Source organism: Xenorhabdus ishibashii (assembly GCF_002632755.1).
Taxonomy (GTDB): domain Bacteria; phylum Pseudomonadota; class Gammaproteobacteria; order Enterobacterales; family Enterobacteriaceae; genus Xenorhabdus; species Xenorhabdus ishibashii.
The window spans coordinates 1187454-1210223 of record NZ_NJAK01000001.1 but is presented as its reverse complement, the minus strand read 5'-3'; the positions used below and the strand labels follow the sequence as shown (position 1 = coordinate 1210223).

The window sequence follows — 22770 nt, the reverse complement described above, 5'->3', positions numbered from 1 at the left end:
GATAAATATCCGATATACACAAAAAACTACTGCTAATTGAGATTGATTGAAAAAAAACATTAAACGAGAGGTTGTATGTAGAGAGTCATTAAATCTCGTGCGACACTTTTGCGACACTGTCTCACAGACACAAAAAAGCCACTCATCTAAGAGTGGCCTAATATGCTGATTTAACAGCTAAAATTTGGTGGCCCCTGCTGGACTTGAACCAGCGACCAAGCGATTATGAGTCGCCTGCTCTAACCACTGAGCTAAGGGGCCGTTGAACAGGGAGGATTATACGGCACAGTTTGATGCCAGGTCTAGCCCCAAAAATTCATATGCGTGTTTTATATACAATAATTAGTATCTTTTAATGTATTTCAGCCGATTGGAAGTAATCTGAAAATCTTTTTTAGTGATGTTGGTAGCTTTTATAATAAATATTTCTGATTGTTTTTTGCTCTCTGACCATAATGTGGTCAAGAAAATCTTGTTAGTTTCGTTTTGTGTTTTTCATTGATTTTCCAACGTTCTTATACTTTTCAAAAAAATTTGGTAAATAAATATGAAAAAACATCAGCTATCGGCTGCTATTTGGTGCCATCACCAAATAGAAGATTACTTTTTTTCGTCTATTAGCCAAATGTCCCAACAACATATTAGTGAAAGTGTTCGAGCCTATGTGACAGGGGTTGAAACGCGTTCATTGAATTTTTTGTTGGTGATTGATGTTAATTAACAGACTGCTGGAGATGTACAAAAGGGAATTCGATTACTGGAAGAGAAAACTTATGTTCCTTTTACGATTGTTGCTGTAGAGCCAGATAGTCAACTTTTAGGGGTGATTCAGCAGGCTGGATTTGTGTTGGATGCTGATAGCATAACTACAGCTATGCAACTTGATTTGATGAATTGGCAGATGGACAATGTCTCAGTCATGAAATATGACATCCGGTGTGTTGACCTCTGTTTGGATGATTGGGCTATCCCGGTAGAAAGTGCATTTGAGTCAGATGATGCTATTTCTGGACAATACCAAAAATGCCATCAGGCGGCTTTGGATGCAGGAAAGAATTTGCAACATTATGCCTTGTATATTGATGAGTTGCCGGTCTGTTCTTTAACTCTATCAAGATTAAATAATTTTGTCCGTCTTGATGAGATTAGTACGGTGGTGGGAAAACAGAGAAGAGGATATGCTTTTGCTTTGATCAATCATGTGCTGAATAAAGCTAAACAAGATGGTGCAACTGCGTGCTATTTAGATGCCTCTCACTATGGTAATGGATTGTACAGGCGTATTGGGTTTCAGCCATTGTTTGAATATCAGGGATTTAGCCGAAAATAATAAAAAAGCGCCTGCAAAAACAGACGCTTTCAGGTTTATTAGCAAACTCGTTGATTAGTCATCAAGGAAACTACGTAGTACTTCAGAACGGCTCGGGTGGCGTAGTTTACGTAGTGCTTTTGCTTCGATCTGACGAATACGTTCGCGGGTTACATCAAATTGTTTACCCACTTCTTCCAGGGTATGGTCAGTATTCATATCGATACCAAAACGCATACGCAGAACTTTCGCTTCACGTGCAGTCAAACCTGCCAGCACATCGTGAGTTGCTGCGCGCAGGCTTTCTGACGTTGCTGAATCCAGCGGCAGTTCGAGAGTGGTATCCTCGATGAAATCGCCCAGATGTGAATCTTCATCATCACCCACAGGCGTTTCCATGGAGATTGGCTCTTTGGCAATTTTCAGTACCTTGCGGATCTTGTCTTCAGGCATCATCATACGTTCTGCCAGCTCTTCCGGTGAAGGTTCGCGGCCCATTTCCTGCAACATCTGGCGGGAAATACGATTGAGTTTGTTGATGGTCTCAATCATATGCACTGGGATACGGATAGTACGTGCCTGATCTGCGATAGAACGTGTGATCGCCTGACGGATCCACCATGTCGCGTAAGTTGAGAATTTGTAACCACGACGGTATTCAAATTTATCAACCGCTTTCATCAAACCGATATTACCTTCCTGGATCAAATCGAGGAATTGCAGACCGCGGTTGGTATATTTCTTCGCAATCGAAATAACCAGACGCAGGTTGGCCTCAACCATCTCTTTTTTCGCACGGCGAGCTTTCGCTTCACCAATTGACATGCGACGGTTGATGTCTTTGACCTGTTCAATAGTCAGACCTGTCTCTTCTTCGATCTGGCGTAACTTTTGCAAGCTACGCATAATTTCTTCTTCAACTTCCAGCAATTTATCAGACCATGGCTTGTTCATTGCTTTTGCAGCGGTGAACCATGTATCAGTGGTCTCATTGCCAGAGAATAGCGTGATGAAGATTTTCTTCGGCATTTTGCACTGTTCAACACACATCTTCATGATTTGACGCTCTTGAAGACGTACGCGATCCATCATGGAACGCATGTTGTTAACCAGATGATCAAACTGCTTTGGTACCAGGCGGAATTGTTTAAATACTTCAGATAACGTTAAGATTTCTGCTGCGGAATTAGGATGACTACGACCGTATGTCTTAATCGCCTGACGAGTCAGTTCATGCTGTTCACGCAGATCCGAAAATTTCTGGCGAGCGAGTTCCGGATCGATGCTGTTATCCTCTTCGCTATCAGCATCATCATCACTATCTTCTTCTTCATCGTCATCATCATCGTTGTCCAATTCTTCCTGAGGAAGTTCTGAACCAACGTGAGTGGCGGTTGGGGCAAGGTCTTCTTCTGCGTTAGGATCAACGAAACCTGTGATCAAATCGGACAGACGACTCTCGCCGGATTCAACACGGTCGTACTGTTCCAGTAGGTAAGTAATCGCTTCAGGGTATTCAGCAACGGAGCACTGCACTTGGTTGATGCCATCTTCAATGCGCTTTGCAATGTCAATCTCACCTTCACGAGTCAAGAGTTCAACCGTACCCATTTCGCGCATGTACATGCGAACCGGATCGGTGGTACGACCGATTTCTGACTCAACACTAGATAGCACTTGCGCAGCCGCTTCCACTGCGTCTTCATCTGTGTCGTTTGTGTTTTCTGCCAACATGAGATCATCGGCATCAGGTGCTTCTTCCATTACCTGGATGCCCATGTCATTGATCATTTGGATGATATCTTCTATCTGATCAGAATCGACGATATCTTCCGGCAGATGGTCATTGACCTCAGCATAGGTCAGATAGCCTTGCTCCTTACCTCTGGTGACAAGTAGCTTTAGCTGTGACTGCGGGTTTTGCTCCATAAGACGGTATCCACACTTCAGAGTATTGGTTGGTGTCGGTCGGCGAAACAAATATGCCAACAATAATATTTAGGGGCGTTTTCATGATATTGCCGCTGCCCTCAATTGCGGCAATTGTAGGGTTACCTGCCCTACCTAATGCGGCATCTAAGCCGTGAATTCTATATCTGTGATTTTAGGTTTTGGTTTAAAACCTGTCTCACCAAGCTATATTTTTATTGAGCAATGGTTTTATCAATAATAATTTTATCGACAATAGTTTCAGCAAACCATATGAGGGAAATAAACCTATATAAGTAAGCCAAATAGTATAACCTCCAAGTTAATATAATCTTGAAGTGATATAGCTTTGCTGAGACAGATTCTTATTTCCTCGCACCAGATACTGTAATTAGTCGAACTTCTTCGCGCTCTTCTGGTGTTAGGCCTTCCGTTCTCTCTTTAGCCATTAGAAAATTAAAACGTTCATCAAGTGCTGACGCAAAAAGATGGCTCAGTGCATCGCTAAAAGTTTTTTCAGCAATCTCTTCTATCTGTATATCGTTCCATGCAGCGAGTTTTTCAAGCTGTTTAGCGTACTTATTATCGCGATATTGCTCCAACAGTTGTCCGGTGGTTAAGCCCGGTTGGGCAAGACATGTGTCGACAAGCTCTATGAATAATGGCAGTCCTGCTATCTGAGTAGGAAACATTCCCTGTAACGGGGGAACTAATGTCGCTAAATGCGGATTCTGTACCAACAATGCGATCAGTATGCGCATTGTTGTTGGTTTCAGTTTTAGCGCCTGATAAGTATTGGTATCTTTTTTGACAAGTTTCGCCAAAAATCGTTCCAATTGTGTTGTCTCAGGAGTACCTAACAGGTTTCCAAGCTCTTTAAGCAGATAGAGTCGCAGTGTTTCTCCTGGGATTTGACTGATCAGTGGCATAGCTAGTGAACTGAGCTTAGTCGCTCCTTCTGGATTACTTAAATCAACCTGCGGCAAGAGTGATTCAAACAAAAATGCAGATAAGGTTAATGCTTTTTCCATTCGCTGCTCGAATGCTTCCTGTCCTTCTTTGCGAATCAATGAATCAGGATCTTCGCCATCAGGCAAGAACATAAAACGTAATTGCCGACCATCATTTAGATAAGGCAGCGCCGTTTCCAATGTACGCCATGCGGCATCACGACCTGCTCGGTCACCATCGTAACAGCAGATAACATTATCGATTGTCCTGAAAAGTAACTGAACGTGTTCGGCTGTCGTGGATGTTCCCAGCGAAGCTACGGCATAATCAATACCAAATTGGGCTAGCGCAACAACATCCATATAACCTTCAACCACCAATAGCCTTGTCAGGGTACTGTGGCTTTGCTGTGCTTCATAAAGGCCATATAACTGGCGCCCTTTATGAAAAATTTCTGTTTCCGGTGAGTTCAGGTACTTGGGAAGCGCATCTCCCAGCACTCGACCGCCGAAAGCAATTACCCGACCACGACGATCACGAATGGGAAACATCACCCGCTCGCGGAAACGATCATAAGTGCGGCCATTGTCGTTTGTGACCAGCATTCCGGCATCGTTTAGCTGTTTACGATCTTCCGCATTATGGGCAAACCGTTTTAAGACGTTATCCCATCCCGCAGGCGCAAAACCAATGGCGAAACGTTGGATAATCTCTTCACTAAGTCCACGTTGAGCTAAATATTGTCGGGCTGATTGGGCGCTGGAAGTATTTAGTGAATGCTGATAGAAGCTATTGAGTTTCTCCATTAGCTGGTAAAGGTTTTGCCTTTGGTGACGCTCGATTTGACTGTTGCCGGAACCTGCTTCGTAGGGAACTTCCAGACCATGCATTGCTGCCAGTTCTTCGATGGATTCGACAAAGTCCAGCCTGTCATAATTCATTAAAAAATCAATGACATTGCCATGCGCTCCGCAACCGAAGCAATGGTAAAACTGCTTATCACCATTAACAGTGAATGAAGGGGTTTTTTCGTTATGGAAAGGACAACACGCTTGATGGTTTTTACCTTTTTTTTTCAAAGGCACCCTAACATCGATCAAATCAATGATATCGGTTCTTGCTAATAAGTCATTGATAAATGCGCGTGGAATTCGTCCAGCCATAAGCCCTTTTTCGCCTGTTGATGAACGAGAATAAGCCGCGCTTCCTTTGGGAAAGCACGGCCTTTAACTGCAGTAGTTTGTTAATACAATCACTAAGCGGACTGACCGCGAAGATTAGTACAAACGAGTGCGGCGTGCGTTTTCGCGAGCTAGCTTCTTAGCATGACGTTTAACAGCAGAAGCTTTAGCGCGCTTGCGCTCAGTCGTTGGTTTTTCATAGAACTCACGACGACGAACTTCTGCTAATACGCCTGCTTTCTCGCAAGAACGCTTGAAGCGACGCAGCGCTACGTCAAATGGCTCGTTTTCACGTACTTTAATTACTGGCATGTGCCTCTCACCTCAATAGAAATCGGGTTTGTCGCTGGCGTGATAGTGCCAGCCGTCTTTAAAATGGTGCGGAATTTTACTTCAATGAACACGGCCTTGTAAAGTGCCGAGGAAAATTGAAACCGATAACGCCACGGGTTATAGGCTACTTTTTTGTACGTAAAACAAGCGGCCTGATGTTGGCGTTATTAACATTAACCACACAAGATATTCAAGTAGGGCATTGATTATAGACTAAACAGAAAAAATAGCCAGCCTGTAATGGACGCAGTGGTGAGAATGTTGGTATGGAAAGCGCATCGGCAGAGAATTTAACAATAGATGGTGTTACACTGTTGCGCGTTGAAAGGAATGCGAATGTATATGACCAAACAACGAAACGTAAGATAACGAGACGAATAGTGCAATGCGAGTTTTAGGTATAGAAACGTCCTGCGATGAAACCGGAATCGCAATTTATGACGACAAAACCGGTCTGCTAGCCAATCAATTATACAGTCAGGTCAAGCTGCATGCTGATTATGGCGGCGTTGTGCCTGAACTGGCGTCCCGTGATCACATTCGTAAAACGGTTCCTTTGATTCAGGCAGCTTTGAAGGAAGCGGGTCTGACGAGTAAAGATATTGATGCAGTTGCTTACACCGCAGGGCCGGGATTGGTTGGTGCATTGCTGGTTGGGGCAACGATTGGGCGCTCACTGGCATTCGCGTGGGATGTTCCCGCTATTCCCGTGCATCATATGGAAGGCCATTTACTGGCACCGATGCTGGAAGAAAACAGCCCTGAGTTTCCTTTTGTTGCCTTATTGGTTTCAGGTGGTCATACCCAGCTTATAAGTGTGACGGGTATCGGTGAATATAAACTGTTGGGTGAATCTATTGACGATGCCGCTGGCGAGGCTTTTGATAAAACAGCAAAACTGCTTGGGTTAGATTACCCAGGTGGGCCAGTACTTGCCCGTATGGCACAGCAAGGTAAGGCAGGACGTTTTGTCTTCCCGCGTCCGATGACAGACCGTCCGGGTTTGGATTTCAGTTTCTCTGGCCTGAAAACGTTCGCAGCTAATACGATCCGCGATAACATTCATGGTCACGATATGGCTGAGGATGAACAAACCAAGGCAGATATTGCCCGTGCATTTGAAGATGCAGTCGTGGATACTTTGGCAATTAAGTGTAAACGAGCGTTGGTACAGACTGGATTCAAACGTCTGGTGATGGCCGGTGGAGTAAGTGCAAACCGAACATTGCGTACCAAAATGCAGGTAATGATGGAAAAGCTGGGAGGCGAAGCCTTCTACGCTCGACCTGAGTTCTGTACTGATAATGGAGCAATGATCGCGCTGGCTGGTATGATCCGTTTGCAAGGCGGTACTGCCGGTGAATTAGGCGTAACGGTGAAAGCGCGTTGGCCGCTAGCGGATCTTCCTGCTTTGCAAAAATGATAAAAAACGTTGCTTGATATGGGCTGAGTGCTATTTGCTACTCAGCCTTTTCATTATTCATAGGCTTTCTCTACGTCAATCCTCTTGCTGCTCTTGCTCTTTAGCGACTTGAATTTTCTCTTTATCGGTCATTTCCTGTTTCTTTTTCAATTTTTGCCAGATACGGCTTTCTTGTCCTCGCCATAGGCGTTGAATATTATCGTGATGACGTACAAGTACCAGACATGACAGCATGGCAACAGGAAACGTGAATTCAGGTTTGAACCACCAGACGTAGAAAGGTGCAATTAATGCACTGACGATGGCACCCAATGAGGAGTAGCCGCTTAACAGCACAGTTAGCATCCATGTCCCTGAGATAAGCCCCATCAGATCCCAACCGATGGCAGAAATGGCACCAAAAGCAGTTGCAACGCCTTTTCCTCCCTTGAAATGGAAGAAGACAGGATAAATATGTCCCAGACAGGCAGCAATGGCGGTAATACCTAAATAAAATGGGGAAATGTTGAGTTTGTATGCCAACCAAACTGGTATTAGTCCTTTTAGGACATCGCAAACCAGCACTGCTAATGCAGCCCATTTACCACCAATGCGCAGTACATTTGTTGCCCCAGGATTGCCGGAACCATGCTGACGGGGATCGGGAAGTCCTGCCAAGCGGCAGATCAATATCGCGCTGGATATAGAGCCACATAAGTACGCGAAGATGATCATGCCAAGCGCGATTGCACTCATAAGATATCTCCAATGAATAAGGGTCGTTTTCTTAAGTCTAACAATGGATAATACGCACATTTCGTCGGAAGTGGTATCTGGCGAACTGAAAAATGGGGAAAAGGTCGTGATGGATATCGTATTTATTGAAGAATTAACCGTAATTACCACTATTGGTGTTTATGACTGGGAACAAACAATTAAACAGAAATTAGTGTTCGATATCGAAATGGGATGGGACAACAAACTAGCCTCTTCCAGTGATAATGTTGAACACTGTCTGGATTATGCCAAGGTTAGTGAGGCGATTATTAATCATGTGGCAAGCCAACGTTTTGCTCTGGTCGAACGGGTCGCAGAAGAGGTGGCCGGTATCTTGTTGAACCAATTTCACTCTCCTTGGGTTAAGGTTAAAGTCAGTAAACCAGATGCGGTTGTACACGCAAAAAGCGTAGGTGTAGTGATTGAGAGAAATGCACGCTAATTGAAAAAGCGTCCCAGTTTAATAAATAGTCTGGGACGCTAAATTGATTGATAAACTTAATCAATCGATTGTTGTTTCCAGTCTGCGATGGCAATGTGCCGTTGACGTTCTAATTCTGTGCGAATCTCAGCTCCCTGAAATCCACGGGCAATCACTTCCTGAACACTGACTTGGCTGGCAATGGCAAATACTTTTCGCAAATAATCGGCTTGTGGGTAGGGTGAAGTTTCTGCACCTGGGTATCCACGGTTGTCTGCTTCGCTACAGGTAAGTAGTTGTTCAATGCGTTGCGGTTTACGCCAGGCATCCACGGCATTAAACAGGGTTAGCAGGGTTTCTGGAGGCAATTGTTTTATGGTATGTACCCAATGGTGATATTGCGTCACAATCGTGGCTAAATCGCGTGCCGAGTTGGGAATGCGCAGTCGTTCGCACATTTGTTGCAGCGGTATCATTTCGACATGGCTACATAGTGAAGCGAAGCGAATGTCTATCTCTTCGCTCAATTGGGTGGATATTTGTAAAACCCGCAATGAATGCAGCCCTGCATCATATTCAAGCAGAGGAACGCCAAACAGGTTATCGATCTCAGGAAAGAGTACAGCCAATGCTCCACAATCACGCAAAACCTGAAAGTAGATTTGTGGTGATTGTGAAGTGAGAGCCTTTTCAGTTTCTCGCCAAACACGCTCAGGAGTTAATGAGGACAATTCCCCATCTACGACCATCTCCGTAATGAGCGCTTGCGTCTCTGGTGCAATTGAAAAGCCTAGATGGGCAAAGCGAGCAGCAAAACGCGCCAAACGCAGCACACGTAATGGATCTTCTGTAAACGCAGGGGAAACATGGCGCAAGATACGATTTTTGAGATCATTGGCACCATGATAAGGATCGATTAATTCACCTTCACGAGTTTGTGCAATAGCGTTGATCGTTAAATCACGGCGCAGCAGATCTTCTTCCAGCGTTACATCGGGGGCGGTATAACATGTAAAACCGGTATATCCCTGACCTGATTTCCTTTCAGTACGTGCCAGCGCATACTCGTCATGGGTTTTGGGGTGCAAGAAGACAGGAAAATCCTTACCAACTTGTTGATATCCCTGAGATAGCAGCTCCTTTGGATTGCTTCCAACAACAACCCAGTCCCGTTCAGTGACGGGCAGACCCAATAATTGATCGCGAACTGCGCCGCCAACCAAATAGACTTTCACTCTTGTTTCCTTAAATCAGCTCATCCAACGATCTTTCTTTTTCCGGCGAGGGATAATGTGTGGCAATATAAGCCCCAAAATCAGGCCAATCCCCGCAACCCCACCGCCATAAGCAAACCACTGTAAGATGATCTCTCTTTGTCTATCATCCAACTGCAAATTGGCAACTTCGACCTTTTTTTCAGCCACAATTAATTTATTCTGGAGCTGGACATTCTCTTTTTTCAGATCACTGATGATCTTATCGCTGTTTGCCACTTTGTTCTGTAATTCAGCGGTACGCTTATTCCACTTATCATCAATGGTGGCCAGATTCTCAGTCAGTGTTTTGATCTCTTGTTCCATTGCAGGAAGACGCTCACTCAGGCTTGGAATGGCGCTGAGCTCACTTGCGAGTATCCAGCTTGTGCGCCCTTTATTGTCTTGAATTTGCAAGAAACCATTATCTGATTTAGGGCTGATTAATGTGACTTCTTCGCCGGCATTTAATGAACCAATAATCCGGTTTTTAACGCTTGGGCCGCTACGAATGTAAGCTGATAACTCATCGGAAACATAGCGTTTTTCTTCAGCATGTACGGATAATGGAAGAGTAAAACTCAATAACAAGATAAATAATCGATGTAGTTTTTGCATGCTGTGCTCAACTGTTCTCTGTGTATGGATCAATTAAGTGTGGATTAATCGTAATTTAAACTACCTAATGGATAGTAAAGAGTTAAGTTTGTTGGTGCAATCAGTAAACCAGAATGAATGCTATATCAACTGACCGAATACATGCCTTTTGCGGTTTTTTTTGGTGAAGTGAAAGTGATGTTTGTTGAGATAACACACTATTGTGGTTTATTTTTCTCTTCTGTGAAAAATTTTTCTTCTGGGCAAGAAAATGTGAACAGGATTAAGAAAAAATTCTGTAGTATTAATTGAGGAATAAAAAATATGAGTTCTGTAGAGATAGAATTGAAACTGTCCGTGAAGCCTGATGCTATACCGGCAGTGCGCCAGCAGTTATTTCAGTTTCCTCATGATTACACTTCACCACAACACCTGACTAATATTTATTTTGAGACGCCAGATAATCTATTGCGACGCTGGGATATGGGGCTGCGTATCCGTGGGTTTGACGGGCACTATGAGATGACCATCAAAACCGCGGGTAAAGTGCTAGGTGGGTTACACCAACGCCCTGAATTCAATATCCCTTTGCATCAACCTAAATTAGATCTGGCACTGTTCCCCGCCCATATCTGGCCTGAAAATACCGATCTTGCATATTTGCAGACACAATTGACTGAATTATTCAGCACCGATTTTGACCGTGAAAAATGGCTTGTGACGTATGGAGAAAGCGAAATTGAAGTGGTGCTGGACAGAGGAACTATTTTTTCTGGAAATAAAGATGCAGGAGATAAGACATCACCTATTTGTGAATTTGAGCTGGAACTAAAAAATGGAAATATCATCGATATTCTGTCATTGGCAAACAAACTGGCATCACAAAATGGCCTGCGTTTAGCAAATAAAAGTAAAGCTGCACGGGGATATGCACTTGTTCATGGTTTATCCCATAAAACATTACCAAAATTACCGAAAGAGTTGGAATGGCAGCAGCCATTGTCTGTGCTTCTGTCTGAAATTTTGACGCAATGGCAGGAGCAAGAAGAAGCATGGCTGGCGGGCTTGCCAGAAGGTAAAACGGAATTGGTGCAGGTTTTGCAGTGGATAATCAAATTGACTGAAAGACAGGACGAACGTTTGCCGATATTGGATTTATTGCCAGAATTAATGGCTGCTTTATCCATAGACAGTTCAGAAGCTGAAACGTTGTGCTACAGCCCATCTTGGTTGCAATGCAAGCTGGCGTTAATGCAGTGGCTACTGACTTAGTTCCGATAATCTCCTTTTATTATTAACGTATTATTAAAAAACGGTTATAAGGAAAAAACAGTTATGCGGCCACTTTCATCACCCTTAGCCCGACAATTGCAGCATATCATTGCGAATTTTCCGCCATTAGAGGAAACGCTAGAGTCCTTTTCACTTGATGAACAAGCGGTGCTGTCATTGAGTGAGTTTGTGGCGGAAAACGTGTTATCACATCCTGCATGGCTGGAGGATATTCGCCAGAATCCCCCGCAATCGGAAGAGTGGCAATATTATTCCCACTGGCTGGGGCAAGCGTTGCTGGCGGTCAATGATGAAAATGGTTTGATGCGGTGTTTACGTCTTTTCCGTCATCGGATTCTGGTCAGGATTGCATGGTCGCAGGCATTACAAAGCAGTACGACAGAACAGACATTGCAGCAATTAAGTATGTTGGCCGAAACTTTGATTATCGCTGCCCGTGATTGGCTTTATCTGCGTTGTTGTCAGGATTGGGGAACGCCTACTAATAGCGAGGGAGTGGCACAACCGCTACTGATTTTAGGAATGGGAAAATTGGGAGGCGGAGAGCTTAATTTTTCCTCTGACATTGACCTCATTTTTGCTTATCCAGAAAATGGCGTAACGCAAGGCGGGCGTCGAGAAATGGACAATTCTCAGTTCTTCACTCGATTAGGGCAGAAATTAATTAAGGTGTTGGATCAACCAACCGTAGACGGATTTGTTTATCGTGTTGATATGAGATTACGTCCATTTGGTGACAGTGGACCTTTGGTATTCAGCTTTCCGGCATTGGAAGATTATTATCAGGAACAAGGACGGGATTGGGAACGTTATGCTTTGGTGAAAGCGCGCATTTTGGGCAATGATGATCAAGTTTATTGTCAGGAATTGCGCCAGATGTTGCGTCCGTTTGTTTTCCGCCGTTATATCGATTTCAGTGCAATTCAATCCTTGCGCAATATGAAGAGCATGATTGAGCGGGAAGTCCGTCGTCGGGGATTAAAAGATAATATTAAATTAGGCGCAGGCGGGATCCGTGAAATTGAGTTTATCACTCAGGTCTTTCAGCTTATTCGGGGGGGAAGGGAGCCTAGCCTGCAATCCCGCTCATTATTACCAACATTGAAGGCCATAAATGATCTGGCTTTATTGCCAACGGAAAAATTAAAACAGCTTGAAGAAAGTTACCTGTTTTTGCGGCGGCTTGAAAACCTGCTGCAATCTATTTATGACCAACAAACACAAACTTTACCGGATAATGAATTGGATCGTGCTCGTCTCTCTTGGGGGATGAATTTTGCCAATTGGGATGAATTGATGGCAGAAACCGAACGTAAAATGAGTGCGGTGCGAAGTATTTTCCAACAGTTGATCGGCGATGAAATAGAAGAGCAGAGTGAAGAGTCCAGCCATATCCCGTTTAAGAGTTTATGGCAGGAAGCCTTGCATGTAGATGAACTTAGCGCGTTGCTTCCTCATCTTGATAAAGAAAAATTCCAGAAGATGCTTGATATAATAGCTCTTTTCCGTCGGGACGTCAGTAAGCGCACCATTGGCCCACGGGGAAGGGATGTGCTTGACCAGTTGATGCCACGTCTGTTGGTAAAAATTGTGGCCAGGGAAGATGTCAATATCGTTTTAGAGCGGATCACTTCCCTGTTGCTCAGTATTGTCAGTCGCACAACTTATCTGGAACTGATGCTGGAATCAGAACTGGTCATGATCCATGTTATCCGGCTCTGTGCGGCTTCTCCAATGATTGCCAGCCAGCTTGCACGTCATCCTTTGTTGCTGGATGAGCTGCTCGATCCTAAATCGCTATATCAACCGTTGCCGATGGAAGCTTATCGTGATGAGCTTTATCAATATTTGCTGCGTATTCCTGAGGATGATGAAGAGCAGTTGCTGGAGGCTTTACGTCAATTTAAGCAGGCACAACTATTGCGGATCGCAGCAGAAGATATTGCGGGCGTCTTGCCTGTGATGAAAGTAAGTGATCACCTGACTTATCTGGCGGAAGCCATTATTGAGGCTGTTGTGCGGCTGGCGTGGAACCAAATGGTAAAACGCTATGGCACACCTGCCCACTTATCCCAGCGGCAGGGCTTGGGATTTGCCATTATTGGTTATGGCAAATTGGGTGGCTGGGAACTCGGTTATGGCTCTGATTTGGATCTGGTGTTCCTGCTGGATTGCCCTATGGGGATAATGACGGACGGTGCTCGTCCTATTGAGGCTCGCCAATTTTATTTGCGCCTGGCTCAACGCATCCTTCATTTGTTCAATACCCGAATGACATCGGGAGTATTGTATGACGTTGATGCCCGTTTGCGGCCATCCGGTGAGTCGGGCATGTTGGTCAGTACCCTTGAATCCTTTGATGACTACCAAAAAAATGAAGCATGGACCTGGGAACACCAGGCACTGGTTCGTGCACGCATGGTTTTTGGTGATGAAAAAATGCGCCGTGATTTTGAACGCATTCGCCGTGAAACATTATGCCTTTCCCGCGATCCCGATCTTTTGCGCCAACAAGTGCGTGAGATGAGAGAAAAAATGCATCGGCATTTGGGCAGCCATCGGCAAAATCAATTTGATATCAAAGCTGATCCAGGAGGGATTACGGATATTGAATTTATTGCTCAGTATCAGGTGCTGCGTTATGCACCAGAAAATGCCAGTCTGACTCGCTGGTCTGATAATGTACGAATTTTCGAATTAATGGCGCAGCATAATATTATGGACGAGCAGGAGGCGATGGCGTTAACACAGGCTTACATTACCATGCGTGATGAATTGCATCATTTAGCGTTGCAAGCGTTATCCAGCCGAGTTTCAGTTGGACATTTTAGCCAGCAGCAAGCATTGGTACGTGATAGCTGGCAAAAATGGTTAGAACATGACCTGCGCATATAAATGATCTCAGGCAGTCACTTTTCCTGAGCGAGTTTGCTGGCACTGAGTTTGGTTATGGTAATATCCGCAACAGTTTATTTTGATACTTGGAGTATGGGATGAAAGTAACACTCCCCGATTTTCACCGCGCAGGTGTTTTGGTTGTCGGCGATGTCATGTTAGATCGCTACTGGTATGGTCCAACTAGCCGCATTTCACCGGAAGCACCGGTTCCTGTGGTTAAGGTAGAAACCATAGAAGAGCGTCCTGGAGGAGCGGCTAACGTAGCCATGAATATTGCTTCATTGGGCGCGAATTCACGTTTGGTAGGCTTGACGGGCATTGATGATGCAGCGCGGGCATTGAGTGAGAAACTCAGCAGTGTGAAAGTCCGATGTGATTTTGTTTCTGTCCCAACTCATCCAACTATCACGAAACTGCGTGTTTTATCGCGTAATCAACAATTGTTGCGTCTGGACTTTGAAGAAGGCTTCCAGAATGTAGATGCCCAGCCGCTGTTAGAAAAAATTCAGCAATCCTTACCCCATATTGGCGCGTTAGTGCTGTCAGATTATGCTAAAGGGGCGCTAAGTCAGGTTCAGGCCATGATTAAGCTCGCCAACGAAGCCAATGTTCCTGTGCTTATTGATCCAAAAGGCAGCGATTTCAGCCGCTATCGTGGCGCAACATTGCTAACGCCAAATATGTCAGAGTTTGAAGCGGTTGTAGGGCACTGTACGGATGATGATGATTTAGTGCAGAAAGGCACAAAATTGGCGCAGGATTTGGAGCTGCAAGCACTGTTGATCACGCGCTCTGAACGAGGCATGAGCCTATTGCGGGTTGGGCAGCCGCCCTTGCATTTGCCAACTCAGGCACAGGAAGTTTTTGATGTCACTGGTGCAGGAGATACTGTAATAGGTATATTGGCAACGGCATTAGCTGCCGGCAAACCGTTGAACGAAGCCTGTTACCTTGCCAATGCGGCAGCAGGTGTAGTGGTTGGCAAACTGGGAACATCCACCGTGTCACCGGTTGAACTGGAAAATGCAGTACGTGGACGTGCAGAAACCGGCTTTGGCGTAATGAGTGAAGCCAAACTGAAAGAAGCCGTTGCACAGGCACGTCAGCGTGGTGAATGTATTGTCATGACGAATGGTTGTTTTGATATCCTCCATGCGGGACATGTTTCATATCTGTCTAACGCGCGCAAATTGGGTGATCGTTTGATCGTTGCCGTTAATAGTGATGCTTCCACTAAGCGTCTGAAAGGGGAAACCCGTCCGGTAAATCCGCTGGAACAGCGCATGACCGTGTTATCGGCGCTGGAATCTGTGGATTGGGTTGTGCCATTTGAAGAAGATACACCGCAGCGCTTAATCGCGGATATCTTGCCGGATATTTTAGTCAAAGGTGGTGATTACAAGCCGGAAGAGATTGCCGGTAGTACAGAAGTTTGGGCTGCGGGTGGCGAAGTTAAGGTACTGAACTTCGAAGATGGCATTTCCACGACCAATATCATCAAAACCATTAAGAGCCAGTAAGCTTGGTATCATGTGCCGTTATGCTTTTTGATGCATAGCGGCATATCTCCTTACACAATTCTCTTCACAGTACTTCTCTTACACCACATCATTCAGCCTGCTGTGATTTTTTGTCTGCTTCTGCGAGACGAACTTCCAATTCATTCAAGCGTTGTTCCATTGCAGCCAATTTTTCACGGGTGCGCAACAAGACTTGTGTCTGAACATCAAATTCTTCACGGTTAACAAGATCTAACTTGCTCAACTGGGATTGCAGAACAGCACGCAATTTTTTTTCCACATCGTCGCCAAACTCTTTGACACCTTTCGGCATGGCGTTGTGGAGTTGGCGAGCAATTTGTTCAATTTTCTTTGGATCGAGCATGATGATCATCCTTTATGTAACGTAATTGTGTTTTATAGCGTAAGCCTATTGGTAGTATTTTAATACCCCATGACGAAAGCATAAATGATTGAGAGTCAGGTTTCATATTTGATTTTGTAGATTGCTCCTGCGGATTATTAGCGCTATAGTGAAATTGTTTATCTCAGGGCAGGGTGAAAGTCCCTACCGGCGGTAACATGAAATATCGAATGATCATTTTATGAAGCCCGCGAGCGCTCTGTTTGTCGTCATTATCTCTTGGTTGTTTTGGCATAAATTCTGGGGATAAAACAGAGGTCAGCAGATCCAGTGTGATTCTGGAGCCGACGGTGATAGTCCGGATGGGAGAGAATAACAGCATCAATCGAGTGCTCGCACTCGTCTGTTGTTTTTGTTGCCGTATTTTTGTGCAGCATGAACTCCTCAAAATTGCCCTGATTCTGGTAATCCATACATTTAGAGAGGTTTCTTTACCATGAATCAGACGCTACTTTCCTCATATGGGACACCATTTGAACGTGTTGAACGTGCGCTTGCTGCTTTGCGTGCAGGTCAGGGCGTAATGGTACTGGATGACGAAAATCGTGAGAATGAAGGTGACATGATTTTCGCCGCCGAAACAATGACGGTAGAGCAAATGGCGTTAACTATTCGCCACGGCAGCGGGATTGTTTGTCTGTGCTTGACTGAAGAGCGACGTCAGCAGTTAAAACTACCCATGATGGTAGAAAACAATTCAAGCCAATATCAAACTGCTTTCACCGTTTCAATTGAAGCTGCACAAGGCGTGACAACAGGTGTATCTGCGGCAGATCGCATTACCACGATCCAGGCCGCTATTGCAGATGATGCACAACCCAGTGATCTGAGCCGACCTGGACACGTTTTTCCTCTGCGCGCGCAACCAGGAGGGGTTTTAACCCGCCGCGGCCATACTGAAGCGACCATTGATTTGGTCAAAATGGCAGGGTTCAAACCAGCGGGAGTGCTATGTGAATTGACGAATGATGATGGTTCAATGGCTCGCGCTCCTGAAGTGATTGAATTTGCAAGACAATATAATATGCCGGTAGTGACTATTGAAGATTTAGTCGATTACCGCTTAAAAATGGCAAAGGCGGCTAGCTAATGGGCTTTTCCATATAAACGCGTAACATTTTAGCGGCGAGGGACGCGCCGTATTCGCCTGTAATACTGTTTTTTAAATTTGGATAGAGAACAAATTGGGGCAGGCAATATCGGTTATACTCACAGATTTTGAGTTGCTATGCAGTTGCATGGTAGCTTGAAAGACGGGGAGACATACGCATGTACTTTGAAGGGCTACAGTCCACACCCTGTAGCCTTTCAGTATTCCTAAGACACTTCATCATTTTTGATTGACGATATTCAAGGAAAGAATGTCTTAATCCTGTCATAATTTTTTTATCATAATCCGAATTTATTATTCGAATGTTTAATTTGTTGTATAAGGGGCGAAAATGAGTCTCCTGAGAATGCCTGCTCTGTTCATTGGTCATGGCAGTCCAATGAATGCCATTGAAGATAACTATTACTCACGCGCTTGGTTTGAACTAGGGAAAAAATTACCCAGACCAAGGGCAATTTTGGTGATTTCTGCGCACTGGTACACAAGTGGTACGGCCGTAACGGCGATGGCACAGCCCAGAACTATCCACGATTTTGGTAACTTTCCCAGAGAATTGCATGAAAAACAGTATCCGGCGAAAGGTTTTCCTGAACTGGCTGTACTGGTACAGGATATTCTTGAACCGATTGAGGTTGAAACTGATTTTGAAAAATGGGGATTGGATCATGGATCATGGGGGATATTGGCAAAAATGTATCCTGATGCCGATATTCCGGTTATCCAAATGAGCATGGATCGCAACCAACCAGCTTCTTTTCATTATGAAATAGGTAAAAAATTAGCCTTACTGCGAGACGAAGGCGTCTTAATCATGGGGAGTGGAAATATTGTACATAACCTGCCGGCCACAAAACTGGGGATAAAATCTTTTCCTTGGGCACTCTCTTTTGAGCAGTTTGTGCGTGAAAGTTTAACCAGTCTGGAAGAGCCTCATCCCCTGTTTAATGCTTTGGACAGGGAAGATGGTCAATTGTCTAACCCAACACCAGAGCACTTCCTGCCATTGTTGTATGTGATGGGAACATGGAATAAAAAAGAGCCGGTTTCAACACCCGTTGAGGGAATTGAAGACGGCTCTTTAAGTATGTTATCGGTTCAGATTGGCTGATTGAATCAATCCAAAATAATATGCGGGTAGAAGCGTGATAAATCTTGAGTAATCAACTCACGGTCTTCACGGATACAGATACCCGCAGATTGATCATCGACTAACCAGCTACCAACCAGCGTATAGTTACCATCAAATTTCGGCAATTCGTGGAACTGCTGGATGATCATGCCTTCTTCCCCATAAGGGCCATCCGCACTGGCGATTTCACGGCCATTTTCAATGATGCGAATATTGGCCCCTTCGCGGGAGAACAGAGGCTTAATGACATAGCTGTTCATGTCTGAAGGGCGTTCATCCGCAAAATAGGCAGGCAGCAAGTTAGGATGATTTGGGAACATTTTCCACAGCATTGGCAGCAGCGCCTTGTTAGAGATAATGCTTTTCCATGCTGGCTCCAGCCAACGGACACCTGCATCCGCCAGCTTGGTAGAGAACATCTCACGCAGCATAAACTCCCACGGATACAGCTTAAACAGGTTACTGATCACTTGATCCTGCAAATCAGTAAACTGCCCTTTCTCACCCAGCCCGATATCCTCAATAAACAGGAACTCTGTGGGAATATCGGCTTCCGCAGCACAATCCTGCAAATATTGGATTGTGCCTCTGTCTTCTTCAGTATCCTGACAACAGGCCATGTGCAGCAGACCAAATCCATGTTTTTCACGTAACTGGGCAAAACGCTCAATCAGCTTTTCTTGCAGGCTATTGAACTGATCGGCATTGGACGGCAGGTTGCCGGCATTAATCTGGTCTTCCAGCCAGATCCACTGAAAGAAAGCCGATTCATACAGAGATGTTGGGGTATCGGCGTTGTTTTCCAGTAACTTGGGGGATTTTTGCCATCATAGGCTAAATCCAGACGGGAATAGAGCGAAGGTTGGCTGGTTACCCATGAAGAGCGGACAAATTCCCAACAGTGTTTTGGGATCTGGAATTTGGTCAGCAATTCTTCACTATCGACCACTTTTTCCACAACCTGCAAACACATTTGGTGCAGTTCTGCGGTTACATCTTCAATTTCTTCAATTTGGTTCAGGGTGAACTGGTAATAAGCTTCTTCACTCCAGTAAGGTTGGCCATACATGGTATGAAAATTAAAACCAAACTCTGCTGCTTTTTCGCGCCAATCCGGGCGCTCGGTAATACCAATGCGTTTCATCTTTAATTAACCACCCATAGAACGGGAAGAACTGGAACTTGAGCTGGCAGACGAACGCTGCATGGCAGATTGTTTCGCCACGGATTCACCAAACCCACCACGGGTAATTGTGGTTGTAGTTGCCGGTTTTGGTGCCATTGCCGTTTTTGGTACGGTCATGCTGCGACCACCTGCGGTCGCAGGGCCATAGCTTTTACCTGTCGCATCAACAAACTTGCCATTCGCTGGGCTGGAAGCCGATTGTGATGTGAACAGCGGTTGCGATGGTGCAGAGCTGCCGCCCATTAAGCGTCCCATCATATAACCTGCCATCAAAGGCATCCAGAAACTGCTGCTACTGTTTTGTGCCTGAGCCTGGCCGACTCCCGCTTGAGCAGGGGTTTGCGTACATTGTTGTTCACCGAATTCAGCCACACACTCTTCGCGAGTTGCATATTTCGGTGCAGTTTTTTCCGCTTCTTTCAGGGCATTATTGTAGGCAGTCTTGCATTGTTCACTTTGAGAAGGATTCGCCTGGGAACACTCATCGGCATTCGTATAAAGTGATACCGTTTCATCGTTTTGTTCACAGGCAGAAAGCATGAAGACAGCACTGACAGCAAGCGCTACAGGTGTCAGGCGATAGCTTCGCCACGTTTTACGGAAAGAATCGCGGTTTATCTCTTTTGTCCGTTTCATTATCATAGGGGGCATCCATCTTGAAGGTATCTGATTAAGATTAAGAGCCGTACCCCATTTTATTGTGCTCAAGGGTGTGGCTCTCAGGGATGTGCTAAAAAGCAGCCCATAAAATCGCAGGCTGCTTTCTTTATTAGTATAGCGTTTTTAATATAACGTTTTTCAATCGAGAACGATAGGGCATTAAATCAGCGAATTGACGGCGTTTTCATCTCTTTAATAATGTTGCTGGCAGAGGTTGAAATTTGTGCACCTAACATTTTGTTCAACTCTATTACATCATTTTCATTCAAGGTGCCACGCGCCTGTTTGTTCTGTAACAGGGAAAGCAGGTAAGCGTAACGTGCTTTGGACAGATTTTGTTTAGCTTGGTACAGCTTGGTTGTCGCGTCCAGTACATCCACGATAGTACGAGTTCCCACTTGATAACCTGCTTCCATTGAATCTAACGAACTTTGCGCAGAAAGTACCGCCTGTTTGTTGGCATCAACACTACTGATAGCAGCAGAAATATTATTGGAGGAAGAATGCACTTCTTGTATTACCTTGCGGTAGGTGTTTTCCAGGTCTTGGCTGGCGCTGACAAAATTATATTTTGCCTGTTCTACCTGAGAGTAGGTAGCTCCGCCATTAAACAGAGGTAAACTCAGGGATAATTTAACCGAATTATCTCCAGTATAGTTATCTCTTCGCTCGATTCCGCGTTGATGGCTGTTAGAGATCTCTGTGTTTGCGGTTAAATTGACCGTAGGCATATAACCTGTCTGTGATTCTTTGATCTGCTCGCGCCTTAAATCCTGTGTTAAGCGCGCTGACAATAGATTCAGATTACGGTTCTCAGCTTCTTTCAGTACAGCATTAGCTAGCTCAGGCTGTTTGGTCTTGAACTGGTTAATATTCAATGAGGCCAGTTGTGGGTAGTAAATACCCGTGATCATGCGCAGTTTTTCCAACGCATTTTCTAGGTTGTTACGATAGGAAACTTCCTGCGCCTGAATGGCGTCGTATTGAGCGCGGGCATTTTGTACGTCAGTAATGGCAACTAAGCCGACATTAAAGCGTTGGGTAGTTTGATCCAACTGGCGGTACAGTGAGGCTTTTTGCGCCTCCGTATACGTTAAGGCATCAATACTATTCAGAACGTCAAAATAGGCTTGGGCGGTGTCTATAATTAATTTCTGTTGCGCGGATTGGTAATTGATATCTGCGATACCGGCACTTTTCTCAGATTGGTTTAGTTTGTTCCATTTCGCCATATCGAAGATAGTCTGAGCCAAGCTTAAGCTTGCACCTGTGTCATGAGATTCTGAATCTCTGTTGCCACGAAAGGTTTTCCCATAACTGGCGTTAGCATTCAGACCCAATTGAGGCAGTAAACTACTACGCGCTATATTAATATTTTCAACCACTGAATTGCGGTCAGCTTGTGCTTTAAGTAATTCGGGGTTTGTTTCTTTCGCCTGCTGATAAATCTGGAGCAAATCGGAGGCATGGCCCGAAGTACTAAAACCTACCAGATTCATAGCGATAAAAAGAGAGAGCAATTTTTTCATTTGCGTTCCTTGTGTGCAGCTATTTTGCTTAGGTTGCCTCTGCATAAAAACTAATACCACAGATTCTAGCAGAGAATGCCAGCAGGGTAGGGTGGCTGTTTGTGCCATATTGCCTCATTTTTCTGCTTGTTTGTATCATCAAAATCAATTTATTTAGATCAATATGAAAAAATACTTTTTAATAATAGGAAATTTTAAAAACTAATTAGGGGATTTTATGAGTAAAAATCTTGCTTCACCATATACTTTTACTAAACAAGATGTCGAAATTATTTCTCAAAAAACGCTTTATCGCGGTTTTTTTAAAATGACAGAATATCAATTCAAGCACCGTTTATTTCGTGGTGGTTGGAGTGAAACGATCAAACGTGAAGTCTTTGAACGGGGCCACGCCGGCGTTTTACTACCTTATGATCCGGTGTGTGATCAAGTTGTTTTAATTGAACAAGTCCGTATTCCGGCGATTGAAACCAGTCATACGCCGTGGTTGCTGGAAGTGATTGCCGGCATGATCGAAGAGGGAGAAGACGCTGAACAGGTCGTTCGTCGCGAAGCAGTAGAAGAGGCGGGGATTGAGGTTAAGCGCTGCCAGCCTGCATTAAGTTATCTTTCCAGCCCTGGCGGTACGACAGAGCGCATGCATATCTTTGTCGGTGAAGTCGATGCCGCCACTGCATCAGGGGTTCATGGTCTGGAAGGTGAGCATGAAGATATCCGTGTTCTGGTTGTGAGTCGTGAACAGGCTTATCAGTGGGTAGAAGAGGGCATTATCGATAATGCGGCCTCAGTCATTGCATTACAGTGGTTGGCATTGCACCATGAAAAGCTTAGGAAAAAGTGGTTGGGGAATAACGCCTAATTTACGTTGGAAAATGGGAAGTGTGCCCC

19 protein-coding genes, 1 tRNA gene, 1 pseudogene and 1 riboswitch are annotated in these 22770 nt (G+C 44.8%); of the genes and pseudogenes, 10 read left to right on the top strand and 11 right to left on the bottom strand.

Annotation, left to right across the window (positions count from 1 at the left end; all coding sequences use genetic code 11):
* Positions 1–185 precede the first annotated feature (185 nt).
* A tRNA-Ile gene (locus Xish_RS05615) sits at positions 186–261 on the bottom strand.
* A 286-nt stretch (positions 262–547) separates the two neighbouring features.
* On the opposite strand from Xish_RS05615, the gene Xish_RS18895 reads away from it, so the two are divergent.
* Together Xish_RS18895 and Xish_RS18890 are read left to right on the top strand one after the other, a co-directional pair.
* Positions 548–721, top strand: a complete 174-nt coding sequence (locus Xish_RS18895; protein WP_244185939.1) for a hypothetical protein — start codon at positions 548–550, stop codon at positions 719–721.
* A gap of 123 nt (positions 722–844) precedes the next feature.
* Entirely contained in the window at positions 845–1330 is a 486-nt protein-coding gene (locus Xish_RS18890; RefSeq protein ID WP_244185937.1) for a GNAT family N-acetyltransferase, read from the top strand.
* A gap of 54 nt (positions 1331–1384) precedes the next feature.
* On the opposite strand, the gene rpoD is transcribed toward Xish_RS18890, so the two are convergent.
* From rpoD to rpsU, 3 genes are all read right to left on the bottom strand, one after another.
* Positions 1385–3238 (bottom strand): RNA polymerase sigma factor RpoD, encoded by a 1854-nt coding sequence (rpoD, locus tag Xish_RS05610; RefSeq protein ID WP_099117069.1) that lies wholly within the window; start codon positions 3236–3238, stop codon positions 1385–1387.
* A gap of 365 nt (positions 3239–3603) precedes the next feature.
* A complete protein-coding gene (dnaG, locus tag Xish_RS05605; protein WP_099117068.1) occupies positions 3604–5352 on the bottom strand; it encodes a DNA primase in 1749 nt (582 codons plus the stop codon).
* Between the two features lie 114 nt (positions 5353–5466).
* The gene (gene rpsU, locus Xish_RS05600) at positions 5467–5682 is read right to left on the bottom strand and encodes a 30S ribosomal protein S21 (protein WP_001144069.1); all 216 of its coding nucleotides are present in this window, start codon (positions 5680–5682) and stop codon (positions 5467–5469) included.
* 406 nt (positions 5683–6088) lie between these two features.
* Between rpsU and tsaD the strand changes: the two genes are divergently transcribed.
* Entirely contained in the window at positions 6089–7126 is a 1038-nt protein-coding gene (gene tsaD / locus Xish_RS05595) for a tRNA (adenosine(37)-N6)-threonylcarbamoyltransferase complex transferase subunit TsaD (RefSeq protein ID WP_099117067.1), read from the top strand.
* Between the two features lie 75 nt (positions 7127–7201).
* Here tsaD and plsY read toward each other — a convergent pair whose 3' ends face one another.
* Positions 7202–7861, bottom strand: coding sequence for a glycerol-3-phosphate 1-O-acyltransferase PlsY (gene plsY, locus Xish_RS05590; protein WP_099117066.1), 660 nt, complete (start codon positions 7859–7861; stop codon positions 7202–7204).
* 109 nt (positions 7862–7970) lie between these two features.
* On the opposite strand from plsY, the gene folB reads away from it, so the two are divergent.
* The gene (folB, locus tag Xish_RS05585) at positions 7971–8324 is read left to right on the top strand and encodes a bifunctional dihydroneopterin aldolase/7,8-dihydroneopterin epimerase (RefSeq protein WP_099118682.1); all 354 of its coding nucleotides are present in this window, start codon (positions 7971–7973) and stop codon (positions 8322–8324) included.
* Between the two features lie 56 nt (positions 8325–8380).
* Here the strand turns inward: folB and Xish_RS05580 are convergent, their stop codons facing one another.
* Both Xish_RS05580 and Xish_RS05575 read right to left on the bottom strand, forming a co-directional pair.
* Positions 8381–9538 carry a multifunctional CCA addition/repair protein gene (locus tag Xish_RS05580; protein ID WP_099117065.1) on the bottom strand — a complete coding sequence of 386 codons (1158 nt, stop codon included), beginning with the start codon at positions 9536–9538 and terminating at the stop codon, positions 8381–8383.
* Between the two features lie 15 nt (positions 9539–9553).
* On the bottom strand, positions 9554–10174 hold the full coding sequence (locus Xish_RS05575) for a TIGR04211 family SH3 domain-containing protein (RefSeq protein WP_099117064.1): 621 nt from the start codon (positions 10172–10174) through the stop codon (positions 9554–9556).
* Between the two features lie 303 nt (positions 10175–10477).
* Between Xish_RS05575 and Xish_RS05570 the strand changes: the two genes are divergently transcribed.
* From Xish_RS05570 to hldE, 3 genes are all read left to right on the top strand, one after another.
* A complete protein-coding gene (locus Xish_RS05570) occupies positions 10478–11425 on the top strand; it encodes a CYTH domain-containing protein (protein WP_099117063.1) in 948 nt (315 codons plus the stop codon).
* Between the two features lie 63 nt (positions 11426–11488).
* Positions 11489–14341, top strand: a complete 2853-nt coding sequence (glnE, locus tag Xish_RS05565; protein WP_099117062.1) for a bifunctional [glutamate--ammonia ligase]-adenylyl-L-tyrosine phosphorylase/[glutamate--ammonia-ligase] adenylyltransferase — start codon at positions 11489–11491, stop codon at positions 14339–14341.
* A gap of 98 nt (positions 14342–14439) precedes the next feature.
* On the top strand, positions 14440–15864 hold the full coding sequence (gene hldE, locus Xish_RS05560; RefSeq protein WP_099117061.1) for a bifunctional D-glycero-beta-D-manno-heptose-7-phosphate kinase/D-glycero-beta-D-manno-heptose 1-phosphate adenylyltransferase HldE: 1425 nt from the start codon (positions 14440–14442) through the stop codon (positions 15862–15864).
* Positions 15865–15952: 88 nt separating this feature from the next.
* Here the strand turns inward: hldE and ubiK are convergent, their stop codons facing one another.
* Positions 15953–16228 carry a ubiquinone biosynthesis accessory factor UbiK gene (ubiK, locus tag Xish_RS05555; RefSeq protein ID WP_099117060.1) on the bottom strand — a complete coding sequence of 92 codons (276 nt, stop codon included), beginning with the start codon at positions 16226–16228 and terminating at the stop codon, positions 15953–15955.
* A gap of 155 nt (positions 16229–16383) precedes the next feature.
* A riboswitch (FMN riboswitch) is annotated at positions 16384–16585 on the top strand.
* Between the two features lie 118 nt (positions 16586–16703).
* On the opposite strand from ubiK, the gene ribB reads away from it, so the two are divergent.
* Both ribB and ygiD read left to right on the top strand, forming a co-directional pair.
* Positions 16704–17357, top strand: a complete 654-nt coding sequence (gene ribB, locus Xish_RS05550) for a 3,4-dihydroxy-2-butanone-4-phosphate synthase (protein ID WP_099117059.1) — start codon at positions 16704–16706, stop codon at positions 17355–17357.
* 352 nt (positions 17358–17709) lie between these two features.
* Positions 17710–18486 (top strand): 4,5-DOPA-extradiol-dioxygenase, encoded by a 777-nt coding sequence (ygiD, locus tag Xish_RS05545; RefSeq protein WP_099117058.1) that lies wholly within the window; start codon positions 17710–17712, stop codon positions 18484–18486.
* 5 nt (positions 18487–18491) lie between these two features.
* On the opposite strand, the pseudogene Xish_RS05540 reads toward ygiD, so the two are convergent.
* The 3 genes and pseudogenes from Xish_RS05540 to tolC all read right to left on the bottom strand — a co-directional run bounded on the left by Xish_RS05540 (position 18492) and on the right by tolC (position 21882).
* Positions 18492–19651, bottom strand: a pseudogene (locus tag Xish_RS05540) (glutathionylspermidine synthase family protein).
* Between the two features lie 6 nt (positions 19652–19657).
* A complete protein-coding gene (locus tag Xish_RS05535; RefSeq protein ID WP_208614841.1) occupies positions 19658–20329 on the bottom strand; it encodes a DUF1190 family protein in 672 nt (223 codons plus the stop codon).
* A 188-nt stretch (positions 20330–20517) separates the two neighbouring features.
* On the bottom strand, positions 20518–21882 hold the full coding sequence (gene tolC / locus Xish_RS05530) for an outer membrane channel protein TolC (RefSeq protein WP_099117056.1): 1365 nt from the start codon (positions 21880–21882) through the stop codon (positions 20518–20520).
* A gap of 217 nt (positions 21883–22099) precedes the next feature.
* Here tolC and nudF point away from each other — a divergent pair, with 217 nt between their 5' ends.
* Positions 22100–22741 (top strand): ADP-ribose diphosphatase, encoded by a 642-nt coding sequence (gene nudF / locus Xish_RS05525; RefSeq protein WP_099117055.1) that lies wholly within the window; start codon positions 22100–22102, stop codon positions 22739–22741.
* Positions 22742–22770 lie beyond the last annotated feature (29 nt).